Source organism: Streptomyces sp. NPDC037389 (assembly GCF_040636475.1).
In the GTDB taxonomy this organism is placed as follows: domain Bacteria; phylum Actinomycetota; class Actinomycetes; order Streptomycetales; family Streptomycetaceae; genus Streptomyces; species Streptomyces hesseae.
The window spans coordinates 313,681-339,173 of record NZ_JBEZUS010000009.1; the positions used below are offsets into that span (position 1 = coordinate 313,681).

The 25,493-nt window shown below is 70.4% G+C and carries 27 protein-coding genes; 9 read left to right on the forward strand and 18 right to left on the reverse strand.

What is annotated here, in order from left to right:
• Positions 1 to 9: 9 nt before the first annotated feature.
• From AB0E98_RS22080 to AB0E98_RS22090, 3 genes are read right to left on the reverse strand one after another with little or no spacing between them, the layout of a single operon-like run.
• Positions 10 to 426 carry a RidA family protein gene (locus tag AB0E98_RS22080; protein WP_361705132.1) on the reverse strand — a complete coding sequence of 139 codons (417 nt, stop codon included), beginning with the start codon at positions 424 to 426 and terminating at the stop codon, positions 10 to 12.
• On the reverse strand, positions 423 to 1,226 hold the full coding sequence (locus AB0E98_RS22085) for an IclR family transcriptional regulator (protein ID WP_361705134.1): 804 nt from the start codon (positions 1,224 to 1,226) through the stop codon (positions 423 to 425). The genes AB0E98_RS22080 and AB0E98_RS22085 overlap by 4 nt, the downstream gene beginning before the upstream one ends.
• The gene (locus tag AB0E98_RS22090; RefSeq protein WP_361705135.1) at positions 1,223 to 2,338 is read right to left on the reverse strand and encodes a sugar kinase; all 1,116 of its coding nucleotides are present in this window, start codon (positions 2,336 to 2,338) and stop codon (positions 1,223 to 1,225) included. Before AB0E98_RS22090 ends, AB0E98_RS22085 begins: the two co-directional genes overlap by 4 nt.
• A 112-nt stretch (positions 2,339 to 2,450) precedes the next feature.
• Here AB0E98_RS22090 and AB0E98_RS22095 point away from each other — a divergent pair, with 112 nt between their 5' ends.
• The 4 genes from AB0E98_RS22095 to AB0E98_RS22110 all read left to right on the forward strand — a co-directional run bounded on the left by AB0E98_RS22095 (position 2,451) and on the right by AB0E98_RS22110 (position 7,341).
• The gene (locus tag AB0E98_RS22095; RefSeq protein WP_361705137.1) at positions 2,451 to 3,761 is read left to right on the forward strand and encodes an amino acid deaminase; all 1,311 of its coding nucleotides are present in this window, start codon (positions 2,451 to 2,453) and stop codon (positions 3,759 to 3,761) included.
• A 186-nt stretch (positions 3,762 to 3,947) separates the two neighbouring features.
• The gene (locus AB0E98_RS22100) at positions 3,948 to 5,561 is read left to right on the forward strand and encodes a D-aminoacylase (RefSeq protein ID WP_361705139.1); all 1,614 of its coding nucleotides are present in this window, start codon (positions 3,948 to 3,950) and stop codon (positions 5,559 to 5,561) included.
• Between the two features lie 87 nt (positions 5,562 to 5,648).
• The gene (locus tag AB0E98_RS22105; RefSeq protein ID WP_361705141.1) at positions 5,649 to 6,860 is read left to right on the forward strand and encodes a pyridoxal phosphate-dependent aminotransferase; all 1,212 of its coding nucleotides are present in this window, start codon (positions 5,649 to 5,651) and stop codon (positions 6,858 to 6,860) included.
• 82 nt (positions 6,861 to 6,942) lie between these two features.
• Entirely contained in the window at positions 6,943 to 7,341 is a 399-nt protein-coding gene (locus tag AB0E98_RS22110) for a hypothetical protein (RefSeq protein WP_361705143.1), read from the forward strand.
• Here the strand turns inward: AB0E98_RS22110 and AB0E98_RS22115 are convergent.
• From AB0E98_RS22115 to AB0E98_RS22155, 9 genes are all read right to left on the reverse strand, one after another.
• Positions 7,325 to 7,837 carry a hypothetical protein gene (locus tag AB0E98_RS22115; protein WP_361705146.1) on the reverse strand — a complete coding sequence of 171 codons (513 nt, stop codon included), beginning with the start codon at positions 7,835 to 7,837 and terminating at the stop codon, positions 7,325 to 7,327. The two genes, AB0E98_RS22110 and AB0E98_RS22115, sit on opposite strands and share 17 nt — an antisense overlap.
• 81 nt (positions 7,838 to 7,918) lie before the next feature.
• The gene (locus AB0E98_RS22120) at positions 7,919 to 8,143 is read right to left on the reverse strand and encodes a DUF397 domain-containing protein (RefSeq protein ID WP_361705147.1); all 225 of its coding nucleotides are present in this window, start codon (positions 8,141 to 8,143) and stop codon (positions 7,919 to 7,921) included.
• A gap of 402 nt (positions 8,144 to 8,545) precedes the next feature.
• Positions 8,546 to 9,376: a helix-turn-helix transcriptional regulator gene (locus AB0E98_RS22125; protein ID WP_361705148.1), complete on the reverse strand. Its 831-nt coding sequence runs from the start codon at positions 9,374 to 9,376 to the stop codon at positions 8,546 to 8,548.
• Positions 9,373 to 9,894, reverse strand: coding sequence for a DUF6879 family protein (locus tag AB0E98_RS22130; RefSeq protein WP_361705151.1), 522 nt, complete (start codon positions 9,892 to 9,894; stop codon positions 9,373 to 9,375). The genes AB0E98_RS22125 and AB0E98_RS22130 overlap by 4 nt, the downstream gene beginning before the upstream one ends.
• Entirely contained in the window at positions 9,884 to 10,084 is a 201-nt protein-coding gene (locus AB0E98_RS22135; protein WP_361705152.1) for a hypothetical protein, read from the reverse strand. Before AB0E98_RS22135 ends, AB0E98_RS22130 begins: the two co-directional genes overlap by 11 nt.
• 224 nt (positions 10,085 to 10,308) lie before the next feature.
• Positions 10,309 to 11,277: a hypothetical protein gene (locus AB0E98_RS22140; protein ID WP_361705154.1), complete on the reverse strand. Its 969-nt coding sequence runs from the start codon at positions 11,275 to 11,277 to the stop codon at positions 10,309 to 10,311.
• 164 nt (positions 11,278 to 11,441) lie between these two features.
• A complete protein-coding gene (locus AB0E98_RS22145; RefSeq protein ID WP_361705156.1) occupies positions 11,442 to 12,038 on the reverse strand; it encodes a hypothetical protein in 597 nt (198 codons plus the stop codon).
• Positions 12,039 to 12,373: 335 nt separating this feature from the next.
• Positions 12,374 to 12,835, reverse strand: a complete 462-nt coding sequence (locus AB0E98_RS22150; protein ID WP_361705158.1) for a GNAT family N-acetyltransferase — start codon at positions 12,833 to 12,835, stop codon at positions 12,374 to 12,376.
• A 109-nt stretch (positions 12,836 to 12,944) separates the two neighbouring features.
• Positions 12,945 to 14,774 carry a phosphoenolpyruvate carboxykinase (GTP) gene (locus AB0E98_RS22155; protein WP_361705161.1) on the reverse strand — a complete coding sequence of 610 codons (1,830 nt, stop codon included), beginning with the start codon at positions 14,772 to 14,774 and terminating at the stop codon, positions 12,945 to 12,947.
• A 273-nt stretch (positions 14,775 to 15,047) separates the two neighbouring features.
• On the opposite strand from AB0E98_RS22155, the gene AB0E98_RS22160 reads away from it, so the two are divergent.
• Positions 15,048 to 15,839, forward strand: a complete 792-nt coding sequence (locus AB0E98_RS22160; RefSeq protein ID WP_361705164.1) for a hemolysin III family protein — start codon at positions 15,048 to 15,050, stop codon at positions 15,837 to 15,839.
• A 361-nt stretch (positions 15,840 to 16,200) separates the two neighbouring features.
• Entirely contained in the window at positions 16,201 to 16,830 is a 630-nt protein-coding gene (locus AB0E98_RS22165; protein ID WP_361705165.1) for a TetR family transcriptional regulator, read from the forward strand.
• Between the two features lie 25 nt (positions 16,831 to 16,855).
• Here AB0E98_RS22165 and AB0E98_RS22170 read toward each other — a convergent pair whose 3' ends face one another.
• The 3 genes from AB0E98_RS22170 to mca form a co-directional block, all read right to left on the reverse strand.
• The gene (locus AB0E98_RS22170) at positions 16,856 to 18,883 is read right to left on the reverse strand and encodes a thioredoxin domain-containing protein (RefSeq protein WP_361705168.1); all 2,028 of its coding nucleotides are present in this window, start codon (positions 18,881 to 18,883) and stop codon (positions 16,856 to 16,858) included.
• Between the two features lie 157 nt (positions 18,884 to 19,040).
• Positions 19,041 to 19,241, reverse strand: coding sequence for a hypothetical protein (locus AB0E98_RS22175; protein WP_361705170.1), 201 nt, complete (start codon positions 19,239 to 19,241; stop codon positions 19,041 to 19,043).
• A 4-nt stretch (positions 19,242 to 19,245) separates the two neighbouring features.
• Positions 19,246 to 20,115, reverse strand: coding sequence for a mycothiol conjugate amidase Mca (mca, locus tag AB0E98_RS22180; RefSeq protein WP_361705172.1), 870 nt, complete (start codon positions 20,113 to 20,115; stop codon positions 19,246 to 19,248).
• Positions 20,116 to 20,237: 122 nt separating this feature from the next.
• Between mca and AB0E98_RS22185 the strand changes: the two genes are divergently transcribed.
• Both AB0E98_RS22185 and greA read left to right on the forward strand, forming a co-directional pair.
• Complete coding sequence (locus AB0E98_RS22185; RefSeq protein WP_311613964.1) at positions 20,238 to 20,648, forward strand: DUF4307 domain-containing protein; 411 nt, start codon at positions 20,238 to 20,240, stop codon at positions 20,646 to 20,648.
• A 207-nt stretch (positions 20,649 to 20,855) separates the two neighbouring features.
• Positions 20,856 to 21,353, forward strand: a complete 498-nt coding sequence (gene greA, locus AB0E98_RS22190) for a transcription elongation factor GreA (RefSeq protein WP_361705174.1) — start codon at positions 20,856 to 20,858, stop codon at positions 21,351 to 21,353.
• Between the two features lie 128 nt (positions 21,354 to 21,481).
• Here greA and AB0E98_RS22195 read toward each other — a convergent pair whose 3' ends face one another.
• The 3 genes from AB0E98_RS22195 to ilvA all read right to left on the reverse strand — a co-directional run bounded on the left by AB0E98_RS22195 (position 21,482) and on the right by ilvA (position 24,723).
• Positions 21,482 to 22,345 (reverse strand): ABC transporter permease, encoded by an 864-nt coding sequence (locus tag AB0E98_RS22195; protein ID WP_361705177.1) that lies wholly within the window; start codon positions 22,343 to 22,345, stop codon positions 21,482 to 21,484.
• Positions 22,342 to 23,373 (reverse strand): ATP-binding cassette domain-containing protein, encoded by a 1,032-nt coding sequence (locus AB0E98_RS22200; RefSeq protein ID WP_361705180.1) that lies wholly within the window; start codon positions 23,371 to 23,373, stop codon positions 22,342 to 22,344. The genes AB0E98_RS22195 and AB0E98_RS22200 overlap by 4 nt, the downstream gene beginning before the upstream one ends.
• 138 nt (positions 23,374 to 23,511) lie before the next feature.
• A complete protein-coding gene (gene ilvA, locus AB0E98_RS22205) occupies positions 23,512 to 24,723 on the reverse strand; it encodes a threonine ammonia-lyase (RefSeq protein ID WP_361705181.1) in 1,212 nt (403 codons plus the stop codon).
• A 249-nt stretch (positions 24,724 to 24,972) separates the two neighbouring features.
• Here ilvA and AB0E98_RS22210 point away from each other — a divergent pair, with 249 nt between their 5' ends.
• Complete coding sequence (locus tag AB0E98_RS22210) at positions 24,973 to 25,476, forward strand: MarR family transcriptional regulator (protein WP_361705183.1); 504 nt, start codon at positions 24,973 to 24,975, stop codon at positions 25,474 to 25,476.
• The last annotated feature ends 17 nt before the right edge of the window (positions 25,477 to 25,493 follow it).

Here is a 25,493-nt window from a genome sequence, read left to right on the forward strand (position 1 = left end):
CTGCACGTCTCAGCCCAGCACCGCGAGCGCGTCGATCTCGATCAGGAGGCCCTTCGGCAGGCCGACGTAGACCGTCGTCCGGGCCGCCGGGGCCTCCTTCAGGTCGGCGAAGTAGTCGTTCCAGATCTCGTTCATCTCGGCGAAGTGGTCCGTGTCCGTCAGATAGACGCGCAGCATCATCACGTCCTCCCAGCTCGCGCCGCCCGCCTCCAGCACGGACCGGACGTTGGCCAGGGTCTGGAGCGTCTGCTCGCGCAGGGTCGGGCCTGCGACGACGGGGCCGGCCTGCCCGGGCTCGGCGGGCAGGAAGCCGACCTGGCCGGCGACCTGGAGGATGTTCCCCTTGCGCACGCCGTGCGAGAACTTCGCGGGCGGGGTGGTGTGGCCGGCCGGGGTGACGGCGGTCTTCGGGGTGTTGTCGCTCATGGCATCACTTTCGTCGGGGAATCCGTCGGGGAATTCGTCGGGGAAACGGTCGCCGGGAGTGAGATTCCGGAGTACTCGGCGCCGATCGCGTCCGCCGTGCGGCGCAGCAGCGGCAGCAGGGCGAGGAGTTCGCCGGAGGGGACGACGACGTTGGGCGCCGACACCGAGCAGGCGGCGACGACCCGTCCGCCGGGGCCCCGGACGGGCGCGCCGACGCAGTTGATGGACTCCTCGTGGCCGCCGAAGTCGGTGGCCCAGCCCCGTTCCCGTACGGCGGCCAGTTCCTGGAGGAAGGCGGTGGCGTTGGGGGTGGAACGGGCGGTGTAGGCGGGGTAGTCGAGGCGCTCGGCGACGGCGCGGCGCTCGGGCTCGGGGAGGTCGGCGAGGAGCAGTTTGGCCACGGCCGCCACGGTGATCGCGACGGGTTTGCCGATGCGGGAGTACATCCGTACGGGGTAGCGGCTCTCGACCTTGTCGATGTAGAGGACCTCGTCCTCCTCGTACACCGCGAGGTGGACGGTGTGGCCGCACTTCTCGTTGAGCGCGACGAGGTGGGGGTGGGCGATCTCCCGGATGTCGAGGCTCTCGACGGCCTGCTGGGCGAGGGCGAAGAGGCGGGCGCCGAGGCGGTAGCGCTGGTCCTGCTGCCGGTAGACGATGCCGTGCTCGTGGAGGGTGCGCAGCAGGCGCAGCGCGGTGGACTTGTGCACGCCGAGGCGGGCCGCCACCTGTTCGAGGTTGGCGGGTCCCTCGGCGAGCAGCGGCAGGATGCTCAGGGCGCGGTCGACGGTCTGGCTCATGTGCGGGGGTCCTCTGTGCGGGGGTCCTCTACGCGAGGGTCCTCTGTGCCGGGTTTCTTTGTGCCGGTGTCTGCCACCCGTGCGGGCCGCCCGGTCCAGCCCGGGCCGAGTCGCAGTCTTCCCCAGGCGGCGGGGTCCAGTCCCGCCAGCGCGTCCGCGAGGGCGGGGGGCGGCGGTTCGCCGAGATCGCCGGGGACGGTGAGGACGGCGGCGGCCACGAGGTGGCCGTAGCGCAGGCGCGCGGGCAGCGGGAGCCCGCGCAGGGTGGCGGAGAGGAAGCCGGCCGCGAAGGCGTCGCCCGCGCCGACGGGCGCGACGACGTCGACGGCGGGCGCGGGGACGGAGACCACGGCGTCACGGGTATAGGCCGTGGCACCGGCCGCGCCCTGTTTGACGACGAGCACGGCGGGTTCGGGCAGGGCGGCCCGGATCGCGTCGGGGCCGCCGTCGATGCCCCAGGCGGCCTCGGCCTCGTCCTCGCCGACGAAGACGACGTCGCAGGCGCGGGCGAGCTCGGCGAGGACGCGCGGGTCTTCCGGCGCGTTGTGCCGCCACAGCGCGGCGCGGTAGTTGACGTCGAAGGAGAGCAGCGGGCCGCTGCCGGGGGTCCGGATGACGAGCTCGCGCAGCAGGGCGAGGCAGTCGGCGGAGAGGGCCGCCGTGATGCCGGTGAGGTGGAGGATCCGTCCGGCGTGGGCGGCCGCGCGGGGGATCAGGGCGGGCGACATGGCGGAAGCGGCGGACCCGGCGCGGTAGTAGGCGGCTTCGCCGTGGGAGGGGTCCGGGATCGTCCCGCTGGTCGTGGGCCGCTCCCCCGCCGTCCGGAAGTACACGCCGGTGGGACGTACGGGATCGCGCTGGACGTACGTCGTGTCCACGCCGTGGGCGGCGACGGCGGCCACCAGGTGCGTACCGAAGGCGTCGGCGCCGACGCGGCTGATCCATCGGGTGGGGTGGCCGCGCCGGGCGAGGACGCAGGCGACGTTCGACTCGGCGCCGCCGATGCCGCGGTCGAAGGACGGCACGTCGGCGAGGCGGCGTCCGGCCCCGGCAGGGCCCGGGCGGAGGACGACCATCGACTCGCCGAGACAGACGACGTCGGGGCCGTTCACCACATCCCCCTACCGTTGACCCGGCACTTGCCGGGATGTTAGACACCGTGCAGCGCTCCACGCAATGAGCGTTGCAGAAAACGCAACACAGCCCGATCCCTTGGGAGGCCCCATGGCCAGCACGGCCGGCACATCCGCCGCCATCGCCGCAGACGCCGTCGCCGAGCTCGCCCAGGAACGGGTGGACCACCGGTTCAAGGGGCTGCCCCCGGACGCGGACGGCCGGAGCGTCGGCGAGCTGGCGGCCGAGCGGCGCTCGCTGTTCACCGGCGGCTTCATCACGCCGGTGCTCGCCCTGTCCGCCGAGGCGCTGGACCACAACCTCGCCCTCATGGAGCAGTGGTCGGAACAGCACGGCCTGGCCTTCGCCCCGCACGGCAAGACCTCGATGGCCCCGCGGCTCTTCGAGCGCCAGCTCGACCGCGGCGCCTGGGGCATCACCGCCGCCACCCCCGCGCAGGTCCGTGTCTACCGCGCCTTCGGCGTACGGCGGATCTTCCTCGCCAACGAGGTCGTCGACGCCGCCGCGCTGCGCTGGCTCGCGGGCGAGCTGGCCGCCGACCCGGAGCTGCGGATCGTCACGTACGTCGACTCCGTGCGCGGCGTCGAGCTGATGGACGCCGCCCTGCGCGACGCGGGCGCGGGCCGTCCGCTGGACGTCGTCGTCGAGCTGGGCGCCGAGGGCGCCCGTACGGGCATCCGTACGGAGGCGGAGGGCGAGGCCGTCGCCGACGCGGTGGCCGCCACCGGCACCCTGCGCCTGGTCGGTGTCGCCGGCTACGAGGCCGAGATCCCGGACGCGGACGCCGGGCTCGTCGACGCGTGGCTGCGCCGGCTGACGGGGCTGGCGGTCGCCTTCGACAAGGCGGGCCGCTTCGCCGGGGTCGAGGAGGTCGTGGTCAGCGCGGGCGGCAGCGCGTGGTTCGACGCCGTCGCGAGCGTCTTCGCGGAGCTTCCGCCGCTGTCCGCGCCGGTGCTCAAGCTGCTGCGCTCCGGCGCGTACGTCACGCACGACGACGGCCAGTACCGCCGCAAGACCCCCTTCAACCGCCACCCCGACGAAGGCGCCCTGCACCCCGCCTTCCGCCTCTGGGCCCAGGTCGTCTCCCGGCCGGAGTCCGGCATGGCCTACCTCAACGCGGGCAAGCGCGACGTCTCCTACGACCTCGACCTCCCCGAGCCGCAGGTCGTCCGCTCCGCCCGCGACGGCTCCCTCCGCCCGGCCACGGGCCTGACCGTCACCCGCCTCGCCGACCAGCACGCCTTCGTCTCCCTCACCGGCGAGGAAGCGGAACGGCTGGAGGTCGGCGACTGGGTGGGCCTGGGCCTGTCGCACCCGTGCACGGTCTTCGAGAAGTGGCCGCTCATCCCCCTGGCGACGGCGGACGGGACGGTCACGGAGTACGTGCGGACGTTCTTCTGACGGGAGTTACGCCCGTCAGCAACCGCCGGGACCGGTGGTTCCTCCCCTGACCCGCCCCTTCCCGAAACCGGGGCTCCGCCCCGGACCCCGGTCCTCATTCCTCCCCGGCTGCCGCCGGGAGGCCCCCCGGGGGGCTGGGGGCTTGCCCCCAGATACGGGAAGGGGCGGGATTGGGGAACCCACCGCATGGACCTGGTCATCCGCAACGCCCGCGTCATAGACGGCACCGGACACCCCTCCTACCGAGCCGACGTCGCCCTGGCCGAAGGCCGAATCGCCGGGATCCACCGCGAGGGCGAGGGGCCGCGCCTCTCGGGCCGACGCGTCCTCGACGCCACAGGCCTGGCCTTGTCCCCCGGCTTCATCGACATGCACGCCCACAGCGACCTCGCCCTCCTCCGCGACCCCGCCCACACCGCGAAGGCCGCGCAGGGCGTGACCCTGGAGGTCATCGGCCAGGACGGCCTGTCCTACGCGCCCGTGGACGACCGCACCCTCGCCGAGGTGCGCGCCCAGATCACCGGCTGGAACGGCGACGGAAGCGACGTCGACTTCACCTGGCGCACCGTAGGCGAATACCTGGACCGCCTGGATCAACAGGGCATCGCCGTCAACGCCGCCTACCTCGTCCCCCAGGGCACCGTCCGCATGCTCGCCGTCGGCTGGGAGGACCGCCCTGCGACGGCCGTCGAACTCGACCGTATGAAGCGCCTGGTGGCGGAGGGACTGGAGCAGGGCGCGGCAGGCATGTCGTCCGGCCTCACCTACACACCCGGGATGTACGCCGACGACGCCGAACTGACCGAGCTGTGCCGGGTCGTCGCGGCGTACGGCGGCTACTACTGCCCGCACCACCGCTCGTACGGGGCGGGCGCGCTCCGGGCGTACGAGGAGATGATCGCGCTCTCCCGGACGGCGGGCTGCGCCCTCCACCTGGCCCACGCCGTCATGAACTTCGGGGAGAACGAGGGCCGCGCCCCCGAGCTGCTGGCCCTGCTGGACGCCGCGCTGGCCGGCGGCGCGGACATCTCCCTCGACACCTATCCCTACACTCCGGGCTCCACCACGCTCGCCGCCCTGCTGCCGGGCTGGGCGGGCGAGGGCGGCCCGGAGGCGATCCTGGCGCGGCTGCGCGACGACGCGGTCGCCGCCCGGATCCGGCACGCGCTGGAGGTGACGGGCTCGGACGGGTGCCACGGGGTGGCCGTCGACTGGGAGAGCGTGGAGATCTCCGGGGTCTCGCGCTCCTCGGACCCTGCCCTCGCCTCCTACGTCGGCCGGACCATCGCCCATGCGGCCCGCGAGCGTGACGAGGAGCCATGGACGACGGCACGCCGACTGCTGCTCGAAGATCAACTAGGGCCCACGATCCTCCAGCACGTCGGCCACGAGGAGAACGTCCGCACGATCATGCGGCACCCGGTCCATACGGGCGGGAGTGACGGAATCCTGCACGGCGCGAAGCCTCACCCACGCGCCTATGGCACCTTCCCGCACTACCTGGGCCGCTATGTCCGTGAGCTGGGAGTGCTCTCCCTGGAGGAGTGCGTGGCGCATCTCACGTCGCGTCCGGCGGCCCGGCTGAGGCTGCCGGACCGAGGCCTGATCCGCGAGGGCCACCGCGCCGATCTCGCCCTCTTCGATCCGGAGACGATCGCCGCCGGTGCCACTTTCGAAGCCCCACGGACGCTTCCGACCGGCATTCCTTATGTCCTGATTGCCGGACGCTTTGTGATGGAAGACGGACGCCGGACGGACGTACTGGCCGGTAGGGCAGTGAGGCGCACTCCGGTGGGCTGACCAGCACGTTATGGGCGGGGGTGCAGCGACCGAAGCGACAGAAGAAACGGCGCGCACGGCGTGGGGCGCCCCCGTATGGTGGCCGTCATGCAGGTGATCCAGTCAACGAAGCTCGCCAACGTCTGCTACGAAATCCGTGGCCCGGTGCTCGAGGAGGCCATGCGGCTGGAGGCGGCGGGTGAGCGCGTCCTCAAGCTGAACACCGGCAACCCCGCGATCTTCGGTTTCGAGTGCCCGCCCGAGATCCTTGAGGACATGCTGCGCAACGTGGGCGACGCCCACGGCTACGGCGACGCCAAGGGCCTGCTGTCCGCCCGCCGCGCGGTGGTGCAGCACTACGAGACCAAGGGCATCGAGCTCTCCGTCGAGGACGTCTACCTCGGCAACGGCGTCTCCGAGCTGATCCAGATGTCGATGCAGGCGCTGCTCGACGACGGCGACGAGGTCCTCGTCCCCGCTCCGGACTACCCGCTGTGGACCGCGTCGGTCTCCCTCGCGGGCGGCACGGCGGTGCACTACCGCTGCGACGAGCAGTCGGACTGGATGCCGGACCTGGCCGACATCGAGAGCAAGGTGACGGACCGCACCAAGGCGATCGTCATCATCAACCCCAACAACCCCACGGGTGCGGTCTACGACGACGAGATGCTGCGGTCCCTCACGGAGATCGCCCGCCGTCACAATCTGATCGTCTGTTCCGACGAGATCTACGACAAGATCCTCTACGACGGCGTCACCCACACCCCCACCGCGGCCATCGCCCCGGACCTGCTGACCCTCACCTTCAACGGCCTGTCCAAGTCCTACCGCGTGGCGGGCTACCGCAGCGGCTGGATGGCGGTCTGCGGCCCCAAGGCCCACGCCGACAGCTATATCGAGGGCCTGACGATCCTCGCCAACATGCGGCTGTGCGCCAACATGCCCGCGCAGTACGCGGTGGCCACCGCGCTCGGCGGCCGGCAGTCGATCAACGACCTGGTACTGCCGGGCGGCCGGCTGCTGGAGCAGCGCGACGTGGCGTACGAGCTGCTCACCCGGATCCCGGGCGTCAGCTGCGTCAAGCCCAAGGGCGCGCTCTACGCGTTCCCCCGGCTGGACCCCAAGGTCTACAAGATCAAGGACGACCGGCAGATGGTCCTCGACCTCCTCCGGGCCGAGAAGATCATGGTGGTCCACGGCACGGGCTTCAACTGGCCGGAGCCGGACCACTTCCGCCTGGTCACCCTCCCCTCCGCCAAGGACCTGGCCGACGCGGTGACCCGGATCGGGAACTTCCTGGACGGCTACGGACAGCCGTAACCCCGCTCCTTCCTGTAAGCGAGACAACTTTAGAACGCGTCTAAGTTAGGATGGCCTTCAGAGGTAACTCAGGAGGCCATCCATGTACGAGCCGACCCGCACCAGGCACGCGGTCCGCACGCACGGGCCGCACCGCTCCCGCGTGGAGGAGCTCACCATCCGGCTAGCCGGCCATCTCACGGCGCTGCTCACCGTGACGGACGAGCTCCGCGCGCTGACCCCGTCCCCCGAGCTGGACGACGCCGCGCGCCGGCTGGCCCTGCGCGTGAAGCACCTGCGCGGCAGCTCCCCACTCCGGGCGGCACCGACGACATCCACACCCACCCCCGCCCGCGTCACCGCCCTCCACCAGCGCGCCCACACCCTGTCCGGCCAGGCCCTGGTCGTCGCCACCCAACGCGGCGACGCCACGGGGGCGACGCTGGCGGCGGAGCGTCTGCACGCGCACGCGGCGGAGCTGGGGATCACGGACGGGATGTAGCGCCACCACGGCCCGGCAGTGACAACTGGGCCTGCCCGGCTGGACAGGGGAACTCGGGAGCAGCGCGGTTGGGTGAGCACGTGACGAGGGCGACCGAGTGGAAGACCGTACCGCTGAGGTAGTGGCCAAGGGATACGTCCCCTCCCCACGTCAGCCGCTCCACTGCGGCCTTCACCAGGACAGCTAGCCTGGTCACCTCCCGGTCCTCTTCGGAGGCGAAGCGGGGGGCGAACTCGGCGAGCTGGAAGCCCAGCCATTCGCCGGCGTCCTTGGACTCCTGCCATGTTCCCCGGATCATCGAGGGTGGTTTCATCAGCCAGTGTGCCGTCTGGATCGGCGGCACATCAGAGGTCGGGAACACCGCGACGGCTTCCCGGTACCGGTCGACTACGTCCTTCTCGCTGGTTGCCGTCGGGGCTTGGCCGGGCGGTCTGCGGATGCTCTCCTTGTCGAACGTCTTCTTCTCCCCGAGCCATGCGTAACCGTGATGGTGCACTACTGCTCCGTTCCGGGGTATGACGACGGCCCCGCCCGTCGGCGCGTGGGCGGGGCCGTCAGGTCAGGTGGTCCGGGTGGTTCAGGCGGACAGTTCGAAGCGGGCGGGGTCGATGCCCGCCGCGTTCAGCTCCGCCGTGGTGAAGCGCAGCGGTACGGCATCCGGGCGCTTGCTGTCACCCATGGCCCACGCGTCCGGCCCGATCTTCGCCAGCGTCACGCACGCCTCACCGTCCGGGTGCGTGTTGCCGCCGCATGCCTTCGAGAACTCGGCTCCCTCGATGGGGAGCTCGTACAGGTCGGTCATCGGTATGTCCTTCCTGATCTGCTGTTACGGCCCGGGCAGGGCCGTCCGCCGCCCGCAGCGGGCGGAAGCCTTGAAAGTGGGTGCTCCGGTCTCCCTGGGGCCGGAGCGATCCCCGTCACCGCCCAGGGCGGCACCCCATCTCAGGGGCGGGCCGGGGTCCCTCGACGAGGGCACTGCCCCGCGTGCCGGTACACCACCACGGGCGGGCCCGAAGCGCGCTCAATGGTTTCTCTGCGGACCGGGTCGAGGGGCTTCACATCGCAGCGGCAGACGGAGCACTTCTCTCCCTGGGGCGCGTAGGTCACGTACTCCCACTCATCGGTCCCGGCCGCCATCGCGTACTCCTTCGCCGCTGTCTGTGTGCGTCAGCAGCCGATGTTGTCCGGGCCGGGGCATCAGGATCTAGCCGGTTTCCTGTTCGTGCAACAACTCATCCCGGATACGCACCAGCATGGCGCGCATGTCGTCACCGGACAGAGCCGTCGACGCGAAGCGCTCGAACTTCTCGATGTACAAGGAGACATCCCGGGGATCGGTGACAACAATCTCCGCGTGGATCGTCTCGACCGTCACTGTCCTGTCGTCCCGGATGACGAATGCGTGGTTGGCGATGTCCTGCTGTGGCGCTGACAGGGGAACGACCCGGACGTCAATGTTGGGGAGCCGCGAGAGGGAAACGAGTCGGTCCAGTTGCTCCGACATCCTGGCGGCTGACACGATCCGCCACCGCAGCACGGACTCGGTGATAATGAAGTGAAGTTCCTTGGCCGAGTCGTAGAGCACCTGTTGACGGTCGATCCTCGCGCTGATGGTGCGGGTAAGAACCTCCTCACCAAGGTTGTGGCGAGCGAGAATGGCCCGGATGTACTCGGGTGTTTGCAGCAGTCCCGGGATCAGGGCCGGTTGGAAGAGGCGCAGCACGGCCATCTGAGTCTCGAGCGATCTCGTCTGCTCCTGCGCCTTGTGCACCCCCATGCGGCGGACCAGGCGCCAAGCTGTGGCTTCCGTGGACTCTGCCCTGGCGACCTCCAGGTACTCGGCCTTGACCTCGTCCGAGACCCCAATGGCAGTGAGGATGCGCTCCACATCCGCCGGGGACGGTGCGGCCTTCCCCGTTTCAATCTTGCTGAGCTTGCTCGTGGACATAACAGCGCTGCGGGCGACGGTCTTGGCTTCCTTTCCGGATTCCTGCCGAAGCGCCCGCAGTGCTGCTCCCAGCTGCCCTCTGTTCACTCGCCGGCGTGCTTCTCCCACCAGGCAGAGAATGGCTCGGCGTGCGCCAGCGCTGTATCCCGGATGGTGACGAAGTCTTGTGCCCGACTGTCAGGAATCGTCTCCCGCCCTGTGACGGCTCCCGCGTCGTCGTAATGCATGACGACTGCCGTCCTCTCGTCAAAGAGCCAGAAGTCGTCTGTTCCTTCGAGCGGGTTCGGCTTGTCCGTGGTGTCGAGAATGAAGAACTCTTCGCCCCCGGTCGCGTTCTTCCGGTACCCCCAGCCCAGTTCGAACCGTAGATACGGTGTGAGGGGGCGCGACAGAATGTGCACGCGGTACACGCGCCTACCGAGGTCTGTGAGGGTCCGAAGCTCCGACACCCATGCGTCGTTGTAGTCGTCGGGCTGCGGCTGCCCGGAGAGGAAGGCGCGGTAGGCGTCCACGTTGCCCGACCCGCTGTAGTCGGCGAGAGTCTCCAGCCTGAATGCCTCTCGCTCGAAGGTGTCGAACAGCTCTCCGAGAGTCTTAAGCGTCACGAAGGCCGCCCTTCCGGATCAGGTCGACCACGAGCTGCATCGGGATCTCCACGAGGGTCTCGTGTGCCGGAATTTCCAACCCGTGATCGGTAGGTGTCTCCCCCTGCACCAAGAGGGTGTCCCTGTCCGTGGCGTAGATGGTCGGGCAGTCCTTGATATCGCACGTGCTCACGAGCTTGGTGACCTTCACGCGGTTCCCTCCCCGGTCTGCTCTGCCGTGTCCGGTTCGATGCTTCCGACCTCGCAGGGCGGGGCGCAAGGGGTTCCGGTTTCCGGAACGGGAAAGCGGGGCGGGAGGGAGGCGGGTGGGGCGCGCAGGGTGTTCAAGGGGGCGGACGCCGGGCGGCCCCTGTTGCGTGAGATGCGCCAAGGCATGGCCCGACGCACGGGCCGCCGACACGGCCCGTCGACGTCTCACCCCGACCCGCATGGGCGCGGCAGCCCGCCGACGCAGGTGGCCCCACCGGCGCTCAGCGCCGCTCGCACTGCCGCCGCGCCCCGTGTGACAGCGGGGAGAGGCGCCTCCGTCGTGCTCTCGGCGACGGTTTCCTCCGCCTGTTCCCGGCGGCAGGCCGGACACAGGGTCTCCCCCGTCACCGGTCGGAAGAGGCACGGCTGGACGTGATCGCCCTGGCATTCGCGCATGCCCGCCACGCGTGGCTGGGGCGGGGCGGCCAGGGTGGTGCGTTGCTCGGCGAACGACGGCGCCGTCGGCATCTTGCGCATCAGACGGTCGTGAACCAAGGCCGCCGCCGAGTGAACACGTTCGGGTAGCCCCAGCGTCAGGGCCTCGCGCAGGTCGGTCAACGAGGCACCGCGCAGGAACCACTCGGCGGCCAGTGGGGCCAGCCCGGCCACCTCCCTGCCCGTCAGGCGCAGTTGGCGTTCGCGGTGCGAGACGGAGGAGAGCGCCAGAGCGCCGCGCTCGATCAGCTGGGAGGGCTGGGAGGGCAGGTTGTGCGTGTTCTCTTCAGTGTTGTCTTGGGAGCGGCCGACGGACCGGCCCTCCGGCCCGCCGACGGCCGGTTCCACGGCCGCCGGTGGCTCGGCGGAACGGCCCCCGTCCCGTACCGCGAGCGCCTCCTCGGCGCTCAGTGGCACGTTCGACACGAGCTGCGTCGTCGTCCAGCGGCCACGCGGACCCTGGCGGTGCCACTCGTGGACGTACCCCTCCGTCTTCAGTTCGCCCTTGGCGCGGCCGAACGCCGCCTTCTTGATCCCCGCCCGCTTCGCCGCCTCCGACAGCGGCTGGTCCACGTCGTCCGGCAACGACAGCTGCCACATCAACAGGCGTACGGCTTCGGCCGATAGGCGTGGATGGCGGACGATGTCGTTCGAGACCTGCGTGAAGAAACGCGCAGGAGGGATAGCATGCTTCTGCATTCGCGGGAGTCCTTCTTCTGCAGCTCCTGGCGGGTGCAGACCCCCTTCGCTGGTTGCCGCCGGCGTCGGGGGTCGCTTCGTTTACGGTACGAAGCCACCCGATTACTCGCGACCGTAGCGCAGCCCCGCAGGCGGACGCGGCCCTTCCGGTGGAACACCGACGATCAGAACCAGGAGGCTTCCTTTCGCCGCCTCCTCTTGACCTTGCGCTTCTCCTTGTCGAACTCCTTCATGACTTCGGGCTCGACCGTCATGACGTAGTCCACGGTGAGACGGAGGGGCTCGCCGTCCTGTCTGGCAAGGGCAGCCGAGGCCCGGTCCGTTTCCTCGACCAAGGTTTCGACGAACGATTCGAAGCTGCCAATCGATGCCTGCATGAAGCGCGATGCGAGCTCAAACAGCCGGAACATGTGCGCAGGCGGCCTCGCTGATCGCAGGTCGATGGACCAGTCGATCAGGGATTCATAGACCTCCAGAAGGCGCCCAGCGAGGTGCGTGATCAGCTCACGGTCACCCGGTTCCCCAGGGAGGCCGAATGCCTTGTCCTGCGCTTCCTGAGACATCCATCGGTTGACGTCCGAAGCGATCCGTTGCCCCTCGGCGAAGGCCGCCGTGAGGTAGGCGCTCGCCTCGGCTTCGCCCGGAAGCGCTTGACCGATGACGCGATGACCCAGGCTGTAGTCGAACCGTTTCGACTCGAGGTCCTTCAACCCCACGTGCAGTTCTCCTGCGAAGAGGAGGTACTCCCAGGCAGCCGGCATCGTCTCGCGGGTCCTTGCGAGGTCCTCGCGACTCCGGGGCACCGTCGCCCCCAGAGCCCCGGCAGCCGGAACCTCGCTTGCCGGTCGAGCGGGGCTTACGGCTGGATCAGTCCGGTAATTGAGGGTGACATTCTGCACCACCCCGGCCTGAATGACAGGCCCCGTGACATTCCCGGAAAGGTTGTTGGTCACCTGTCTCGGCGGCTGGAGGAGGTAGTCCCCGTCATGAGGCCCTGCAGACAGCACACCCATCCCATCCCCCGGAATCGCCGACGACACACTCCTGCGATTCAGGTTAGTGCTGAGATCGGAGGTAAGCATGGCTGAACGTGACATCACCGTCCGGGCGGTACCGGCTGGAGCAGCCGCTCGAAGCACAGGGACCCGTCCACGCCCGGGTACGCGCCGAAGTTGGGGATCCGCTGGTATCCGGAGCGGGTGCAGAAACGGATGGCGTCGGGCTGGCGGTCTCCCGTCTCCAGCCGAAGACAGCTCCAGCCCTGCGAAAGCGCCCAGTCTTCCAGCGCACGGAGGATGAGCGCGGGGACGCCGGCACCAAGCCAACCCGGTTCGACGTACATGCGCTTGACCTCGCCGACACCCGCACCGAGGTGACGAAGCCCTACGGCCGTACGGTCGTGGTCGTGAGCAAGGAAAAATGCCGCGGTGTCTTCCGCAGACGGCACCACTCCGGGCTCGCTGTCGTCCGTGCCGTACCGGACGGCGAGTTCGGCCCGCTGCCGTGCCCGCAGCATCGTGGCGTCAGCGTCTTCCCAGGGAACCTGCCTGATCTTCACGCTGTGGATCGTGCATCACATGCGTCTCGGGCAGGTAAAGCCGCCCGGCATACGGTGATGGCCCCGACCCGGCAGCAAGCCGGGGCAGGGGCCACCGCACACACCGGGATCAGCCCAGGCGCTTCACCAAGGCCCGGTACTCGTCCCACAGTTCCTTCGGCGTGTGGTCGCCGAAGGTCTCCAGGTGCTGGGGCACCAGGGCCGCCTCCTCGCGCCAGACGTCCTTGTCGACCGTGAGGAGCAGGTCGAGGTCGGCGGCCGGGATGTCGAGGCCCTCGGTGTCCAGGGCCTCCTTCGTCGGGAGGATGCCGATGGGGGTCTCGACGCCGTCGGCCGTGCCGTCGAGTCGCTCGACGATCCACTTCAGGACGCGGCTGTTCTCGCCGAAGCCCGGCCAGACGAACTTGCCCTCGTCGTTCTTCCGGAACCAGTTGACGTAGTAGATCTTGGGGAGCTTGGTCTGGTCCCTGTCGGCACCGACCTTCACCCAGTGGCCCATGTAGTCGCCCATGTTGTAGCCGCAGAACGGCAGCATGGCGAAGGGGTCGCGGCGCAGCTCGCCGACCTTGCCCTCGGCGGCGGCGGTCTTCTCGGAGGCGACGTTGGCGCCGAGGAAGACGCCGTGCTGCCAGTCGAAGGACTCGGTGACCAGCGGGACGGCCGTGGCGCGGCGGCCGCCGAAGAGGATGGCCGAGATCGGGACGCCCTTGGGGTCCTCCCACTCCGGGGCGATGATCGGGCACTGCGACGCCGGGACGGTGAAGCGGGCGTTGGGGTGGGCGGCCGGGGTGTCCGAGGCCGGGGTCCAGTCGTTGCCCTTCCAGTCGATGAGGTGGCCGGGGGCCTTCTCCGTCATGCCCTCCCACCACACGTCGTCGTCATCGGTGCGGGCGACGTTGGTGAAGACGGCGTTGCCCCAGAGGGTCTTCATCGCGTTGGCGTTGGTGTGCTCGCCCGTGCCGGGGGCGACGCCGAAGAAGCCCGCCTCGGGGTTGATGGCGTAGAGGCGGCCGTCCTCGCCGAAGCGCATCCAGGCGATGTCGTCGCCGATGGTCTCCACGGTCCAGCCGGAGACGGTGGGCTCCAGCATGGCGAGGTTGGTCTTGCCGCAGGCGGAGGGGAAGGCGGCGGCGACGTACTTGGACTCGCCGTGCGGCGGGGTGAGCTTGAGGATGAGCATGTGCTCGGCGAGCCAGCCCTCGTCCCGGGCCATCACGGAGGCGATGCGCAGGGCGTAGCACTTCTTGCCCAGCAGGGCGTTGCCGCCGTAGCCGGAGCCGTAGGACCAGATCTCGCGTTCCTCGGGGAAGTGCGAGATGTATTTGGTCGGATTGCAGGGCCACGGCACGTCCTGCTCGCCCTCGGCCAGCGGGGCGCCGAGGGTGTGGACGGCCTTGACGAAGAAGCCGTCCGTGCCGAGCTCGTCGAGGACGGCCTGGCCCATGCGGGTCATGGTGCGCATCGAGACGGCGACGTAGGCGGAGTCGGTGATCTCGACGCCGATCGCGGACAGCGGCGAACCGACCGGGCCCATGCAGAAGGGCACGACGTACATGGTGCGGCCGCGCATGGAGCCGCGGAAGATGCCGCCCTCGCCGTGCTCGCCCGCGAAGATCTGTCGCATCTCCGCCGGGGCCTTCCAGTGGTTCGTCGGGCCGGCGTCCTCCTCCTTCTCGGAGCAGATGAACGTCCGGTCCTCGACGCGCGCGACGTCGCTGGGGTCCGAGGCCGCGTAGTAGGAATTGGGGCGCTTGACCGGGTCGAGTTTCCGAAAGGTCCCCCTGGCGACGAGCTCCTCGCACAGGCGCTCGTACTCGGCCTCGGAACCGTCGCACCAGACCACCTGGTCCGGCTGAGTGAGGGCGGCGATCTCGTCTACCCAGGAGATGAGCCCCTGGTGGTTGGTGGGGGTGGTGGGAGCCGCACTGGTGCGCGCCACGATCGCTCCGTCCCGCCGGAACCCGCTGTCCGGCGTCAGATATTGAGGGTGGAACGGCCGCCGGGCACCGGACATCGCCGGTGCCGGACCGTCTCTGCACTTTGGTTGCCCCTTGGGGGCCGCGACCCAGACGCTTCGTGACCGCTCATCCGGTGCCGCCCGCACTCATTTGATCATCCGACTCATCATCCGATCTGTCCAGGGGGCGCCTCCGTGACCATCACCACCTGATACCGGCCCGTAACCTACGGTGCCGTAGGTAGCATGGCGGCCATGACTCCCGCGCCCGACACAGCGCCCCCGATGCCCTCCGGTTCCTCCGGGGCACCGCCCGCCGCGACACCGGATGTCAGTTCGCCCGATTCCAGTTCGCCGGGCGCCGGGTCCGGCTCGTCCGGCTCGTCCGACGCCCCGCTCGCCGCGGCGGCGCATGCCAAGCCGCGGCTGCGCGGCTGGCTGCACGCCGGGATGTTTCCCGCGGTGCTGATCTCCGGCGTCTTCCTCACCGCCCTGGCCGACAGCACCCGGGGCCGGATCGCCTGCGCGATCTACGTCCTGAGCGCCTGCCTGCTGTTCGGCATCAGCGCGCTCTACCACCGCGGCAACTGGGGCCCACGTGCCGAGGGCGTCCTGCGACGGCTCGATCACGCCAATATCTTCCTGATCATCGCGGGCACCTACACACCTCTGACCATGCTGCTGGTCCCGGGCGGCCGGGGGCGGCTGCTGCTGTGGGCGGTATGGCTCGCGGCCGCCGCCGGAATCGCCTTCCGGGTCTTCTGGGTCGGCGCGCCGCGCTGGCTCTACACCCCCTGCTATATCGCGATGGGCTGGGCCGCCGTCTTCTTCCTGCCGGACTTCCTCCGCAAGGGCGGCATCGCCGTCCTCGTGCTGGTGATCGTCGGCGGCCTGCTCTACTCCGCGGGCGGCGTGATCTACGGGATCAAGCGCCCCAACCCCTCACCCCGGTGGTTCGGATTCCACGAGGTGTTCCACTCACTCACGCTCGCCGCGTTCATCACCCACTACGTGGGCATCTCGCTGGTGGCCTATTCGCACGCCTGAGCGTGCGCGACCCGGCCCACGGCCCCCGCGCGGTGGCCGCGGCCTCGACGCCGCGGCCACCCGCCAGGTGAGCCCGCCCACGCCGGCCACGACCACGGCCAGCACGGCGATCTCCCCCACCAGCACATACCCGGCGACGCTCAGCACCGCGACGAGCAAAGCGGCAACGGTCATGACATACCCCCTCCATCACCTTTTGGTTGACTGACCGGTCCCCTGCCCCGCACACAGCGTCACACACCCCACTGACAATCAGCGTCCCGTCAAAGCCGGCCACTCCCGCGCTCGGTGTGGTCCGAGGCGTGCCGAGGTGTGGTCCGAGGCGTGGTCCGTGAAAAGACCGATGCCGGAGAATGCGGCCATGGCCACAGCACAGTCGTCCCCCGTGGTGCCGACCCCGCCCGCGCCCGCCCTCGGGCTGCGCGAGCGGAAGAAGATCCAGACCCGCCGGGCGATCCGGGGTGCCGCCTACCGGCTGTTCGAACGGCAGGGGTACGACGCCACGCCCGTCGACCAGATCGCCGAGGCCGCCGACGTCTCCACCAGCACGGTCTTCCGCTACTTCCCCACCAAGGAGGACATCGTCCTCACCGACGAGTACGACGCGGTGATGCAGGCCGCGATCCGCTCGCGGCCGGTGGACGAGCACCCCGTCGAGTCCATCCGGCACGGCGTCACCGGCGGCGTACGGCAACTCGTCGAACGCGACATCGCCGAACTGCGGCAGCGCACGCGGCTCGTGCACGAGGTGCCCGCGCTGCGCGGCCGGTCGGCGGAGTGCATGGCGGAGTCGGCCCGCGTGCTCTGCGGCGTCCTGGCCGAGCGCACGGGCCGCCCGCCCGGCGACCTGGAGCTGCGGGTCGTGGTCGCCGCCGTCCTCGGCGCGATGCAGGAGGCGACGATGCACTGGGTCGAGCAGGGGCAGACGGAGGATCTGCCGGCGCTGATCGACCGCGCCCTGCGGGTGCTCGTCCGGGGGCTGACGCTGTAGGAAGCCCCTACGGGTCGGGGCCCCCTCAGCCCCCCAGCCTCCCCGCCAGCGCCTCCGGGTCCGCCGTCGGGGCGTCGCAGGTGAAGTTGCGGCACACGTACGCAGCCGGGCGCGCGTCCAGGAGCGTACGGCCCGCGAGCAGCGGGACCTCCTCCGAGCCCGGCTCGCCGACCGCGACGACCAGCCCCGGCGCGGGCGACAGCAGCGCGGTGCGGTGCAGCCGCACCGTCGCCGGGTGGTCCGCCGGGCCCACCACGGCGACCTCGCGGGGCCCGTCCAGCAGGGCCTCGGCGACCGCCAGGCCCCAGCTGATGAAGCGCGGCGCCTTGGGCCCCAGCGCCGTCACGACGCCGAGCGCCTTCTCCGCCGCCTCCCGATGCCTGGCGCTGCCCGTGTACGCGGCGTACGACAGGAGCGCACCGGCCGCCGCCGTCCAGCCGGAGGGCGTGGCGTTGTCGGTGGGGTCCTGTGGGCGGCGGATCAGCGTCTCGGCGTCGTCGGCGGTGTCGAACAGCGCGCCGTCGGGCCCGGTGAAGCGGTCCAGGACGGTGCCCAGGAGCAGCCCGGCGAAGTCGACCCACACGCCCTCGCCCGTGACGGCGGAGAGTGCGAGGAAGCCCTCGGCGACGTCCGCGTAGTCCTCCAGGACGCCGGCGTGGGTGCCCGCGGCGCCGTCCAGCGAGGTGCGGAAGAGCCGCCCGTGCCAGTCCATGTGGACGCGGACGATCAGGTCGGCGGCGTCCGTGGCGGCCTGGACCAGGTCGGGGCGGTCGAAATAGGCGCCGGTCTCGGCGAGCGCGGCGATCGCCAGCCCGTTCCAGGCAGCGACGATCTTGTCGTCGCGGCCGGGCCGGGGCCGCCCGTCACGGGCGGCCAGCAGCCGTTCCCGAATGGACGCGACCTTCACCGCGTCCCACAGCCGCTCGGTGTCCGGGAGCTGGAGGACGGACGCGCCCTCCTCGAAGGTGCCCTCCTCGGTGACGCCGAAGTACTCCGTCGCGAGCGCCGCGTCCTCCTCGCCCAGCACCTCGCGCAGCCGCTCGGGCGTCCAGACGTAGTACGCGCCCTCGGTGTGCCGGCCCGTGCCGTCGTCGCTGTCGGCGTCCAGCGCGGAGGCGAAGCCGCCCTGGTCCGTGCGGAGTTCACGGATCATGAAGTCCGCCGTCTCCAGGGCCACGCGCCGGGCGAGCTCCGAGCCGGTGGCCCGCCAGAGGTGGGCGTAGGCCCGGCAGAGCAGGGCGTTGTCGTACAGCATCTTCTCGAAGTGCGGCACCGTCCACGAGGCGTCCACCGCGTAGCGGGCGAAGCCGCCGCCGAGCTGGTCGTAGATGCCGCCGCGGGCCATGGCCTCGCAGGTGGCCGAGGCCATCTCCAGGGCGGCCTCCGATCCCGTGCGGACGTGGTGGCGCAGCAGGAATTCCAGCGTCATGGACGGCGGGAACTTGGGGGCACCGCCGAAGCCGCCCCGCGCGCCGTCGAAGTCGCGGGTGAGCCCGAGCAGGGCCGCGTGGAGCTCCTCCTGGCCGGGGGGCCGGGCGGTGTCCACGGCGAGGGATCGCTCGGAGAGGTCGCGGACGATGCGCCGGGCGACCTGGCCCACCTCGTCGCGGCGGTCGCTCCAGGCGGCCCGGACGCCTTCCAGGACCTGCCGGAAGCCGGGCATGCCGTGGCGGGGGGCGGGCGGGAAGTAGGTGCCGAAGTAGAAGGGCTCGGCGTCGGGGGTGAGGAAGACGGTCATGGGCCAGCCGCCCTGGCCGGTGGCGGCCTGGACGGCCTCCATATAGACGGCGTCGACGTCCGGCCGCTCCTCGCGGTCGACCTTGACGGAGACGAAGTGCTCGTTGAGGTAGGCGGCCGTCGGATCGTCCTCGAAGGATTCGTGTGCCATCACATGGCACCAGTGACAGCTCGAATACCCCACGCTCAGGAGCACGGGCACGCCTCGGCGCCGCGCCTCGGCGAAGGCCTCGGGCGACCAGGGCCACCAGTCGACGGGGTTGTCGGCGTGCTGGAGGAGGTAGGGGGACGTCTCGTGCGCCAGGCGGTTGGGCATGGGCCCATCCTGTCGCACGGTGTGCCCTTCCGGGCGGGTACGCCACTGCGCCGGGCGGGCCGACGACGGCCCGCCCGGTCACACCGGCGGCGTCAGACCGGCGTCAGGCCGGCGGAAACGCCGTGGCCGTCGCGCCGCCGCCGTCAGACCGCCGACGTCACGCCGTGGTCTTGCCCGCCTCGCCCGACGGGTCGGGCGCCTCCTCGAAGTCCACCCGCTTCATGTGCTTGTTCATGCTCTTCATCAACAGCCACACGGCTCCGCCGATGACGGCGAAGACGATGAAGCCGAGGACTCCGGGGGTGACCTTGTCCTGGTCGAGATCCGCGGCGGCAAGCGTAAGGGCGCTCATCATCATGGGGTCAATTGTTGCGGATGCCCGCGAAGAGGTCGTCCTCGGGGAGGGAAGTGTCGACGAGGGACTTCGCCAGCTCGTACTCCTCGGTCGGCCAGACCTCGCGCTGGATGTCCATCGGCACCCGGAACCAGCCGCCGTCGGGGTCGATCTGGGTGGCGTGGGCGATCAGGGCCTTGTCGCGGATCTCGAAGAAGTCGGCGCACGGCACGAACGTGGTCAGGGTGCGCTCGCGGCCCATCTCGTCCCAGCGCTTGAGCCACTCGCCGTACGGGGACTCCAGGCCGCGCTCGATCAGCGCGTCGTGGAGGGCCTGGGTGCGCTGACGGTTGAAGCCCTGGTTGTAGTAGAGCTTCTGCGGCTGCCAGGGCTCGCCGGCCTCGGGGTAGCGCTCGGGGTCGCCCGCGGCGTCGAAGGCCACCATCGAGATCTTGTGGGTCATGATGTGGTCGGGGTGGGGGTAGCCACCGTTCTCGTCGTACGTGGTGATCACGTGCGGACGGAACTCGCGGATCAGCTCCACCAGCCGGCCGGCCGCCACCTCGACGTCCTCCAGCGCGAAGCAGCCCTCGGGCAACGGCGGGAGCGGGTCGCCCTCGGGGAGACCGGAGTCGACGAAGCCCAGCCACTCCTGCTTGACGCCGAGGATGTCACGGGCCTCGGCCATCTCCTTGGCGCGGACCTCGTGGATGTTCTTCTCGATGTACGGGTCGCCCTGGAGCTTGGGGTTGAGGATGGAGCCGCGCTCACCACCCGTGCAGGTGGCGACCAGCACGTCCACCCCCTCGGACACGTACTTGGCCATCGTGGCCGCGCCCTTGCTCGACTCGTCGTCGGGGTGGGCGTGAACGGCCATCATTCGCAGCTGCTCAGTCAACGCTCGGTCCTCAGTCACTGGTCATGGCCCCTCCCATTGGACATCCGGGGCGCCTCCTATAGTGACCGAAGCGGGACGCGTTTCATTCCGCGTTCACAAATCGGCGCCCAGGAGGAACGATCATGGCTGCGGAGCGCGATGCCCTGCCCGAGGGCCGCTACGGCCGCTCGGCGGACGAGCGTGCCGACCGCAAGCTGAAGATCGTCGGGGCGGTGCTCGGCGCCGCGCTGCTCGGCTTCGTCGGCTGGGCCGGTGTGCACTACATCACCTCGTCGGAGGTGACCGGCCAGCTGATCCGTTCGCAGACCGTCTCCGACTCGGCCGTGCAGGCGGTCGTGGAGGTCCGCAAGGAGAAGGACGCCGTCGCGGTGTGCACCCTGCGCTCGCTGGGCTCGGACGGCGGCGAGGTGGCCCGCAAGGACGTGACCTTCGACCGGCGCGAGGGGCACTTCGCCCAGCGGGTGGAGATCCGGACGACGGCCCACGCCGCCGCCACGGAGCTGGAGGGCTGCCGGACCGCCTCGCGGGGCTGACACCTCCGAGTGTTACTCGGGGATACCGCGCTGACCTGCGTTAACGGGATTCTTGCGCATTTTCTCCCGCTTACGCCTTCCCCCCTTCGGGACGTAATTGTTAGGCTCGTGGTTTCGCCCCGCTTTGAAGGTGCACCCTTCTGAGTAGGGCGTTCATTTGTATCGAGATGCATCCCCAGCATTCCCCAGTACCGACGAGGAGCACCTGTGACCCAGACCAGCGACAACGTCACCTGGCTGACTCAGGAGGCGTACAACCAGCTCAAGGCCGAGCTGGAGTACCTGTCTGGTCCCGCTCGCACCGAGATCGCCGCGAAGATCGCGGCGGCCCGCGAGGAAGGTGACCTGCGAGAGAACGGCGGGTACCACGCGGCCAAGGAGGAGCAGGGCAAGCAGGAGCTCCGCGTCCGGCAGCTGACGCAGCTCCTCGAGTCCGCCAAGGTCGGCGAGGCCCCCGCCACCGACGGTGTGGTGGCCCCCGGCATGGTCGTCACCATCGCCTTCGACGGCGACCCGGACGACACCCTGGACTTCCTGCTGGCCTCCCGCGAGTACGCCAGCGCGGACATCGAGACGTACTCGCCGCAGTCCCCGCTCGGCAGCGGTGTCAACGGCAAGAAGATCGGCGAGGACGCCCAGTACGAGCTGCCGAACGGCAAGAAGGCCATGGTCCGCATCCTTGAGGCCAAGCCCTACAGCGGCTGAGCCCTACAGCGGCTTAGCCCCACAGCGGCTGACGCGCCCCTGGATCCCGCGGTGGAGCCCCGGACCCGTACGACACGGGTCCGGGGCTCCGCCGTATCCGCACTCTCCACTGTTCACGCCGTCACTGTTCACGCCGTCGCCGAGCGGTACTTGCGCACCGACAGGGCCCGGAAGACCACGATGATCAGCAGGGACCACAGCAGCGACGCCCACACCGGATGCTGCATCGGCCACGCGCCCGGCACCGGATAGCCCTGCGGCACATTGCCGAACAGCTCCCGGGCCGCCTGCACGGTGGCGCTGAAGGGATTCCACTCCGCGATGGCGCGCAGCACGGTGGGCATATTGCCCGAGGGAACGAAGGCGTTGGAGATGAAGGTGAGCGGGAAGAGCCAGATCAGTCCGCCCGAGGTGGCCGCCTCCGGGGTCCGTACGGACAGCCCGATGAGCGCGCCGATCCAGGAGAAGGCGTAGCCCAGCAGGAGCAGCAGGGCGAAGCCGCCGAGCGCCTTGAGGACGCCCTCGTGGATCCGCCAGCCGACGATCACCGCCACGATCGCCAGCACGACCAGCGTGAGGGCCGTCTGCACCAGGTCGGCCAGGGTCCGGCCGGTGAGCACCGCGCCCCGGGCCATGGGCAGGGAACGGAAGCGGTCGATGAGGCCCTTGTGCATGTCGTCGGCGATGCCCGCGCCCGCGCCGGCCGTGGCGAAGGTGACGGTCTGCGCGAAGATGCCCGCCATGAGGAACGAGCGGTAGGTGCTGGGGTCGGTGCTGCCGCCGACGGCGATCGAGCCGCCGAAGACATAGCTGAACAGCACCACGAACATGATCGGCTGGACCAGTCCGAAGACGACGACCTCGGGGATCCGGATCATGCGGATGAGATTGCGCTGGGCGACGACCAGGGAGTCGCGGACGGACTGGACGGCCGCCCCGCCGCGTGCCGCCGGGACGGGTCGCCTGGGGAAGGTGGTGCCGGTCGCGGTCATGCCCCCGCCACCTCCTTGGACTCGCCCTTCGTCTCGCCCTTCGTCTCGCCCTTCGTCCCGCCGGAGCCGGACGTGCCGGGTTCGTCGCTCTCGGCCGCGTGCCCGGTGAGCGAGATGAAGACGTCGTCCAGGGTCGGGCGACGCAGGGCGATGTCGTCGATCTCGATGCCGCGCCCGTCCAGTTCCCGGATGACCTCGGCGAGCAGCTTGGCGCCGCCGGAGACCGGGACGATGACCTTGCGGGTGTGCTCCTCGACGGTGGGCTCGCCCTTGCCGAAGGCGCGGATCACGCCGAGGGCGGGGGTGATGTGGGCGCGCTCGTGGACGACCAGCTCGACGCGCTCCCCGCCTGTGCGCGCCTTGAGCTGGTCGGAGGTGCCCCGGGCGATGACCCTGCCGTGGTCGATCACGCAGATGTCGTGGGCGAGATGGTCGGCCTCCTCCAGGTACTGCGTGGTGAGCAACAGGGTCGTCCCGCCGGCGACGAGCTCCTGGATGACCTCCCACAGCGCCTGGCGGTTGCGGGGGTCCAGGCCGGTGGTGGGCTCGTCCATGAACATCACGGGCGGGCTGACGACCAGGGCGGCGGCGAGGTCGAGGCGGCGGCGCATGCCGCCGGAGTAGGTCTTGGCGGGCCGGTCGGCGGCCTCGGCGAGGTTGAAGCGCTCCAGCAGCTCGCCCGCGCGCGCCTTGGCGTCGCGCCCGCTGAGCTGGTAGAGCCGGCCGACCATCCGGAGGTTCTCACGGCCCGTCAGATATTCGTCGACAGCCGCGAATTGGCCGGACAGGCCGATGGAGTGCCGGACGTCGTTGGGTTTCCTCAGCACGTCGACGCCCGCCACCACGGCTTTACCGCGGTCGGGTTTGATCAGGGTGGTGAGCACGCGCACGGCGGTGGTCTTGCCGGCGCCATTGGGGCCGAGCAGTCCTAGAACGGTCCCTTCCGGAACGTCGAGGTCGACGCCGTTCAGGGCCGTGACGTCGCCGAAGGTCTTGACCAGGCCTTCGGCGTAAATAGCGCCTGGCATGGATGTTCTCCCCGTTTGGGTGACGTAATAGTTGATTTTACGTTCACCGGTGGCGATCCGCCCTCTGAATGAATGCCACCGGATATGCGTGGTCCTTACTTCCGCTTACTCGCGGATATCGGGGCGGTCCGCCGGATATCAGGGGCACAGCGGATAGCCCGCGGCGCGCAGGGCCCGGAGCACCTCCGCACGGTGCTCCGGGCCCGCCGTCTCCAGGTGGAGCTCGACCTCGGCCTCCGTCAGGCCCAGGCGGGGATCGGTGCGTTCGTGGACGACGTCGACGACGTTGGCGTCCACGGCGGAGACCACCTCCAGCAGCGCGGCGAGCGCCCCGGGGCGGTCCGGCAGCGGCAGCCGCAGCGACAGGAAGCGACCCTCGGCGGCCATACCGTGGCGCAGGACGCGCTGCAAGAGCAGCGGGTCGACGTTGCCGCCCGACAGCACGGCCACCACCGGGCCCCGGAACGAGCCGGGGTCCGCCAGCAGCGCCGCCACCGGGCTCGCGCCGGCCGGCTCGACCACGAGCTTGGCCCGCTCCAGACAGAGCAGCAGGGCGGCGGCGATCCCGTCCTCGGAGACCGTACGCACCTCGTCGACCAGCCGCTCCACGATCCGGAACGGCACCTCGCCGGGGCGGCCCACATTGATGCCGTCCGCCATCGTCGCCGGACGCGCCACCGCCACCGGGTGCCCGGCGGCCAGCGACGGCGGGTACGCGGCGGCGCCCGCCGCCTGGACGCCCACGATCCGCACGTCCGGCCGCAGCGCCTTGACCGCCACCGCGATCCCGGCGATGAGCCCGCCCCCGCCGACCGCCACGACGACGGTGCGCACCTCGGGGCACTGCTCCAGGATCTCCAGCCCCACCGTGCCCTGACCGGCCACGATGTCCGGGTGGTCGTAGGGGTGGACGAGCACCGCGCCCGTCCGCTCCGCCCACGCGCGGGCCGCGTCCAGCGCCTCGTCCAGCCCCCGCCCGCAGGCGAGCACCTCGGCGCCGTACTCGCGGGTGGCGGCCACTTTCGGCAGCGGGGCACCCTCCGGCATGAACACCGTGGCCCGCACCCCCAGCAGCGAGGCGGCCAGCGCCACGCCCTGCGCGTGGTTGCCGGCGCTGGCGGCGACGACGCCCGCGGCGCGCTCGGGGGGCGTCAGGGCCGCGATCCGCACATAGGCGCCACGGATCTTGAACGAACCGGTGCGCTGGAGGTTCTCGCACTTGAGGTGGACGGGCGCGCCGACGAGCCCGGACAGATGGCGGCTGCTCTCCAGGGCGGTGATCCGGGCGACCCCCGACAGCGTCTCCCGCGCCCGGCGCACATCGCCGAGGGACACCGGACGTGCGGCCATGACCTCAGTATCGCGCCGCGGTATCGCGCTGTGGCGAGGGCGGCGAGGGGAAGGCCGGAGCGGATGACCGGAGCGGATATATGGGGCATACAGCAAGGACGTAAGGGGCGATCCGGGCGGCGCATACATACATACCGACCGGTTTGCGGAGCACTGGTACAACAGCGTGCGGGGACGCGTACTCTGTCCCCCATTCTCAGCGATTCCAGCTCCGTATCCCTGCCCGCCGTACGAAGTGAGCCCCAGGCCATGCCCACCTCTCAGGACATGACGACCGACCTCGCCCCCGGCGTCCTCGACGCCCTCCAGCACCAGGTGGCCGTCTTCGCCCGCCGCGCCGAACAGACCCGGCTCGGTGGCGTAGGCCGGGTCCACAACTCCATGGACCGCGCCGCCTACCTCCTGCTCAACCGCCTCGACCAGGAAGGCCCCATGGGCGTCAAGGCGCTCGCCGCGGGCATGGGCATCGACTCCTCGACCGTCACCCGCCAGGTGGCGCCGCTCGTCGACACCGGCCTGGTCAAGCGCACCTCGCACCCCGAGGACGGCCGCGCCGTCGTCCTTCAGCTCTCCCCGCGCGGCAAGGCCCGCCTGGAGGAGGTCCGCGCGTCCCGGCGCGAGCTGATGGCGCTGTGCACGGACGGGTGGTCCGAGGACGAGCGGGACGTCTTCTGCACCCTGCTCACCCGCTTCAACGCGGCCCTGTCCGACATCCACTTCACCCAGCCCCAGCAGGTGCCGCCGGCCTCTTGACCGGGGCGCGCGGCTGT

Excerpts from the sequence above, each read along its gene's own strand:
- AB0E98_RS22160 (WP_361705164.1), top strand. The coding sequence starts at position 15,048 with ATGACTCCCGCGCCCGACACAGCGCCCCCGATGCCCTCCGGTTCCTCC.
- AB0E98_RS22105 (WP_361705141.1), top strand. The coding sequence starts at position 5,649 with ATGCAGGTGATCCAGTCAACGAAGCTCGCCAACGTCTGCTACGAAATC.
- AB0E98_RS22085 (WP_361705134.1), bottom strand. The coding sequence starts at position 1,226 with ATGAGCCAGACCGTCGACCGCGCCCTGAGCATCCTGCCGCTGCTCGCC.
- AB0E98_RS22095 (WP_361705137.1), top strand. The coding sequence starts at position 2,451 with ATGGCCAGCACGGCCGGCACATCCGCCGCCATCGCCGCAGACGCCGTC.
- AB0E98_RS22100 (WP_361705139.1), top strand. The coding sequence starts at position 3,948 with ATGGACCTGGTCATCCGCAACGCCCGCGTCATAGACGGCACCGGACAC.
- AB0E98_RS22120 (WP_361705147.1), bottom strand. The coding sequence starts at position 8,143 with ATGACCGACCTGTACGAGCTCCCCATCGAGGGAGCCGAGTTCTCGAAG.
- AB0E98_RS22175 (WP_361705170.1), bottom strand. The coding sequence starts at position 19,241 with ATGATGATGAGCGCCCTTACGCTTGCCGCCGCGGATCTCGACCAGGAC.
- AB0E98_RS22140 (WP_361705154.1), bottom strand. The coding sequence starts at position 11,277 with ATGCAGAAGCATGCTATCCCTCCTGCGCGTTTCTTCACGCAGGTCTCG.
- AB0E98_RS22195 (WP_361705177.1), bottom strand. The coding sequence starts at position 22,345 with ATGACCGCGACCGGCACCACCTTCCCCAGGCGACCCGTCCCGGCGGCA.
- AB0E98_RS22110 (WP_361705143.1), top strand. The coding sequence starts at position 6,943 with ATGTACGAGCCGACCCGCACCAGGCACGCGGTCCGCACGCACGGGCCG.
- AB0E98_RS22185 (WP_311613964.1), top strand. The coding sequence starts at position 20,238 with ATGGCTGCGGAGCGCGATGCCCTGCCCGAGGGCCGCTACGGCCGCTCG.
- AB0E98_RS22080 (WP_361705132.1), bottom strand. The coding sequence starts at position 426 with ATGAGCGACAACACCCCGAAGACCGCCGTCACCCCGGCCGGCCACACC.
- AB0E98_RS22210 (WP_361705183.1), top strand. The coding sequence starts at position 24,973 with ATGCCCACCTCTCAGGACATGACGACCGACCTCGCCCCCGGCGTCCTC.
- AB0E98_RS22200 (WP_361705180.1), bottom strand. The coding sequence starts at position 23,373 with ATGCCAGGCGCTATTTACGCCGAAGGCCTGGTCAAGACCTTCGGCGAC.
- AB0E98_RS22145 (WP_361705156.1), bottom strand. The coding sequence starts at position 12,038 with ATGCCGGCTGCCTGGGAGTACCTCCTCTTCGCAGGAGAACTGCACGTG.
- AB0E98_RS22170 (WP_361705168.1), bottom strand. The coding sequence starts at position 18,883 with ATGCCCAACCGCCTGGCGCACGAGACGTCCCCCTACCTCCTCCAGCAC.
- ilvA (WP_361705181.1), bottom strand. The coding sequence starts at position 24,723 with ATGGCCGCACGTCCGGTGTCCCTCGGCGATGTGCGCCGGGCGCGGGAG.
- AB0E98_RS22165 (WP_361705165.1), top strand. The coding sequence starts at position 16,201 with ATGGCCACAGCACAGTCGTCCCCCGTGGTGCCGACCCCGCCCGCGCCC.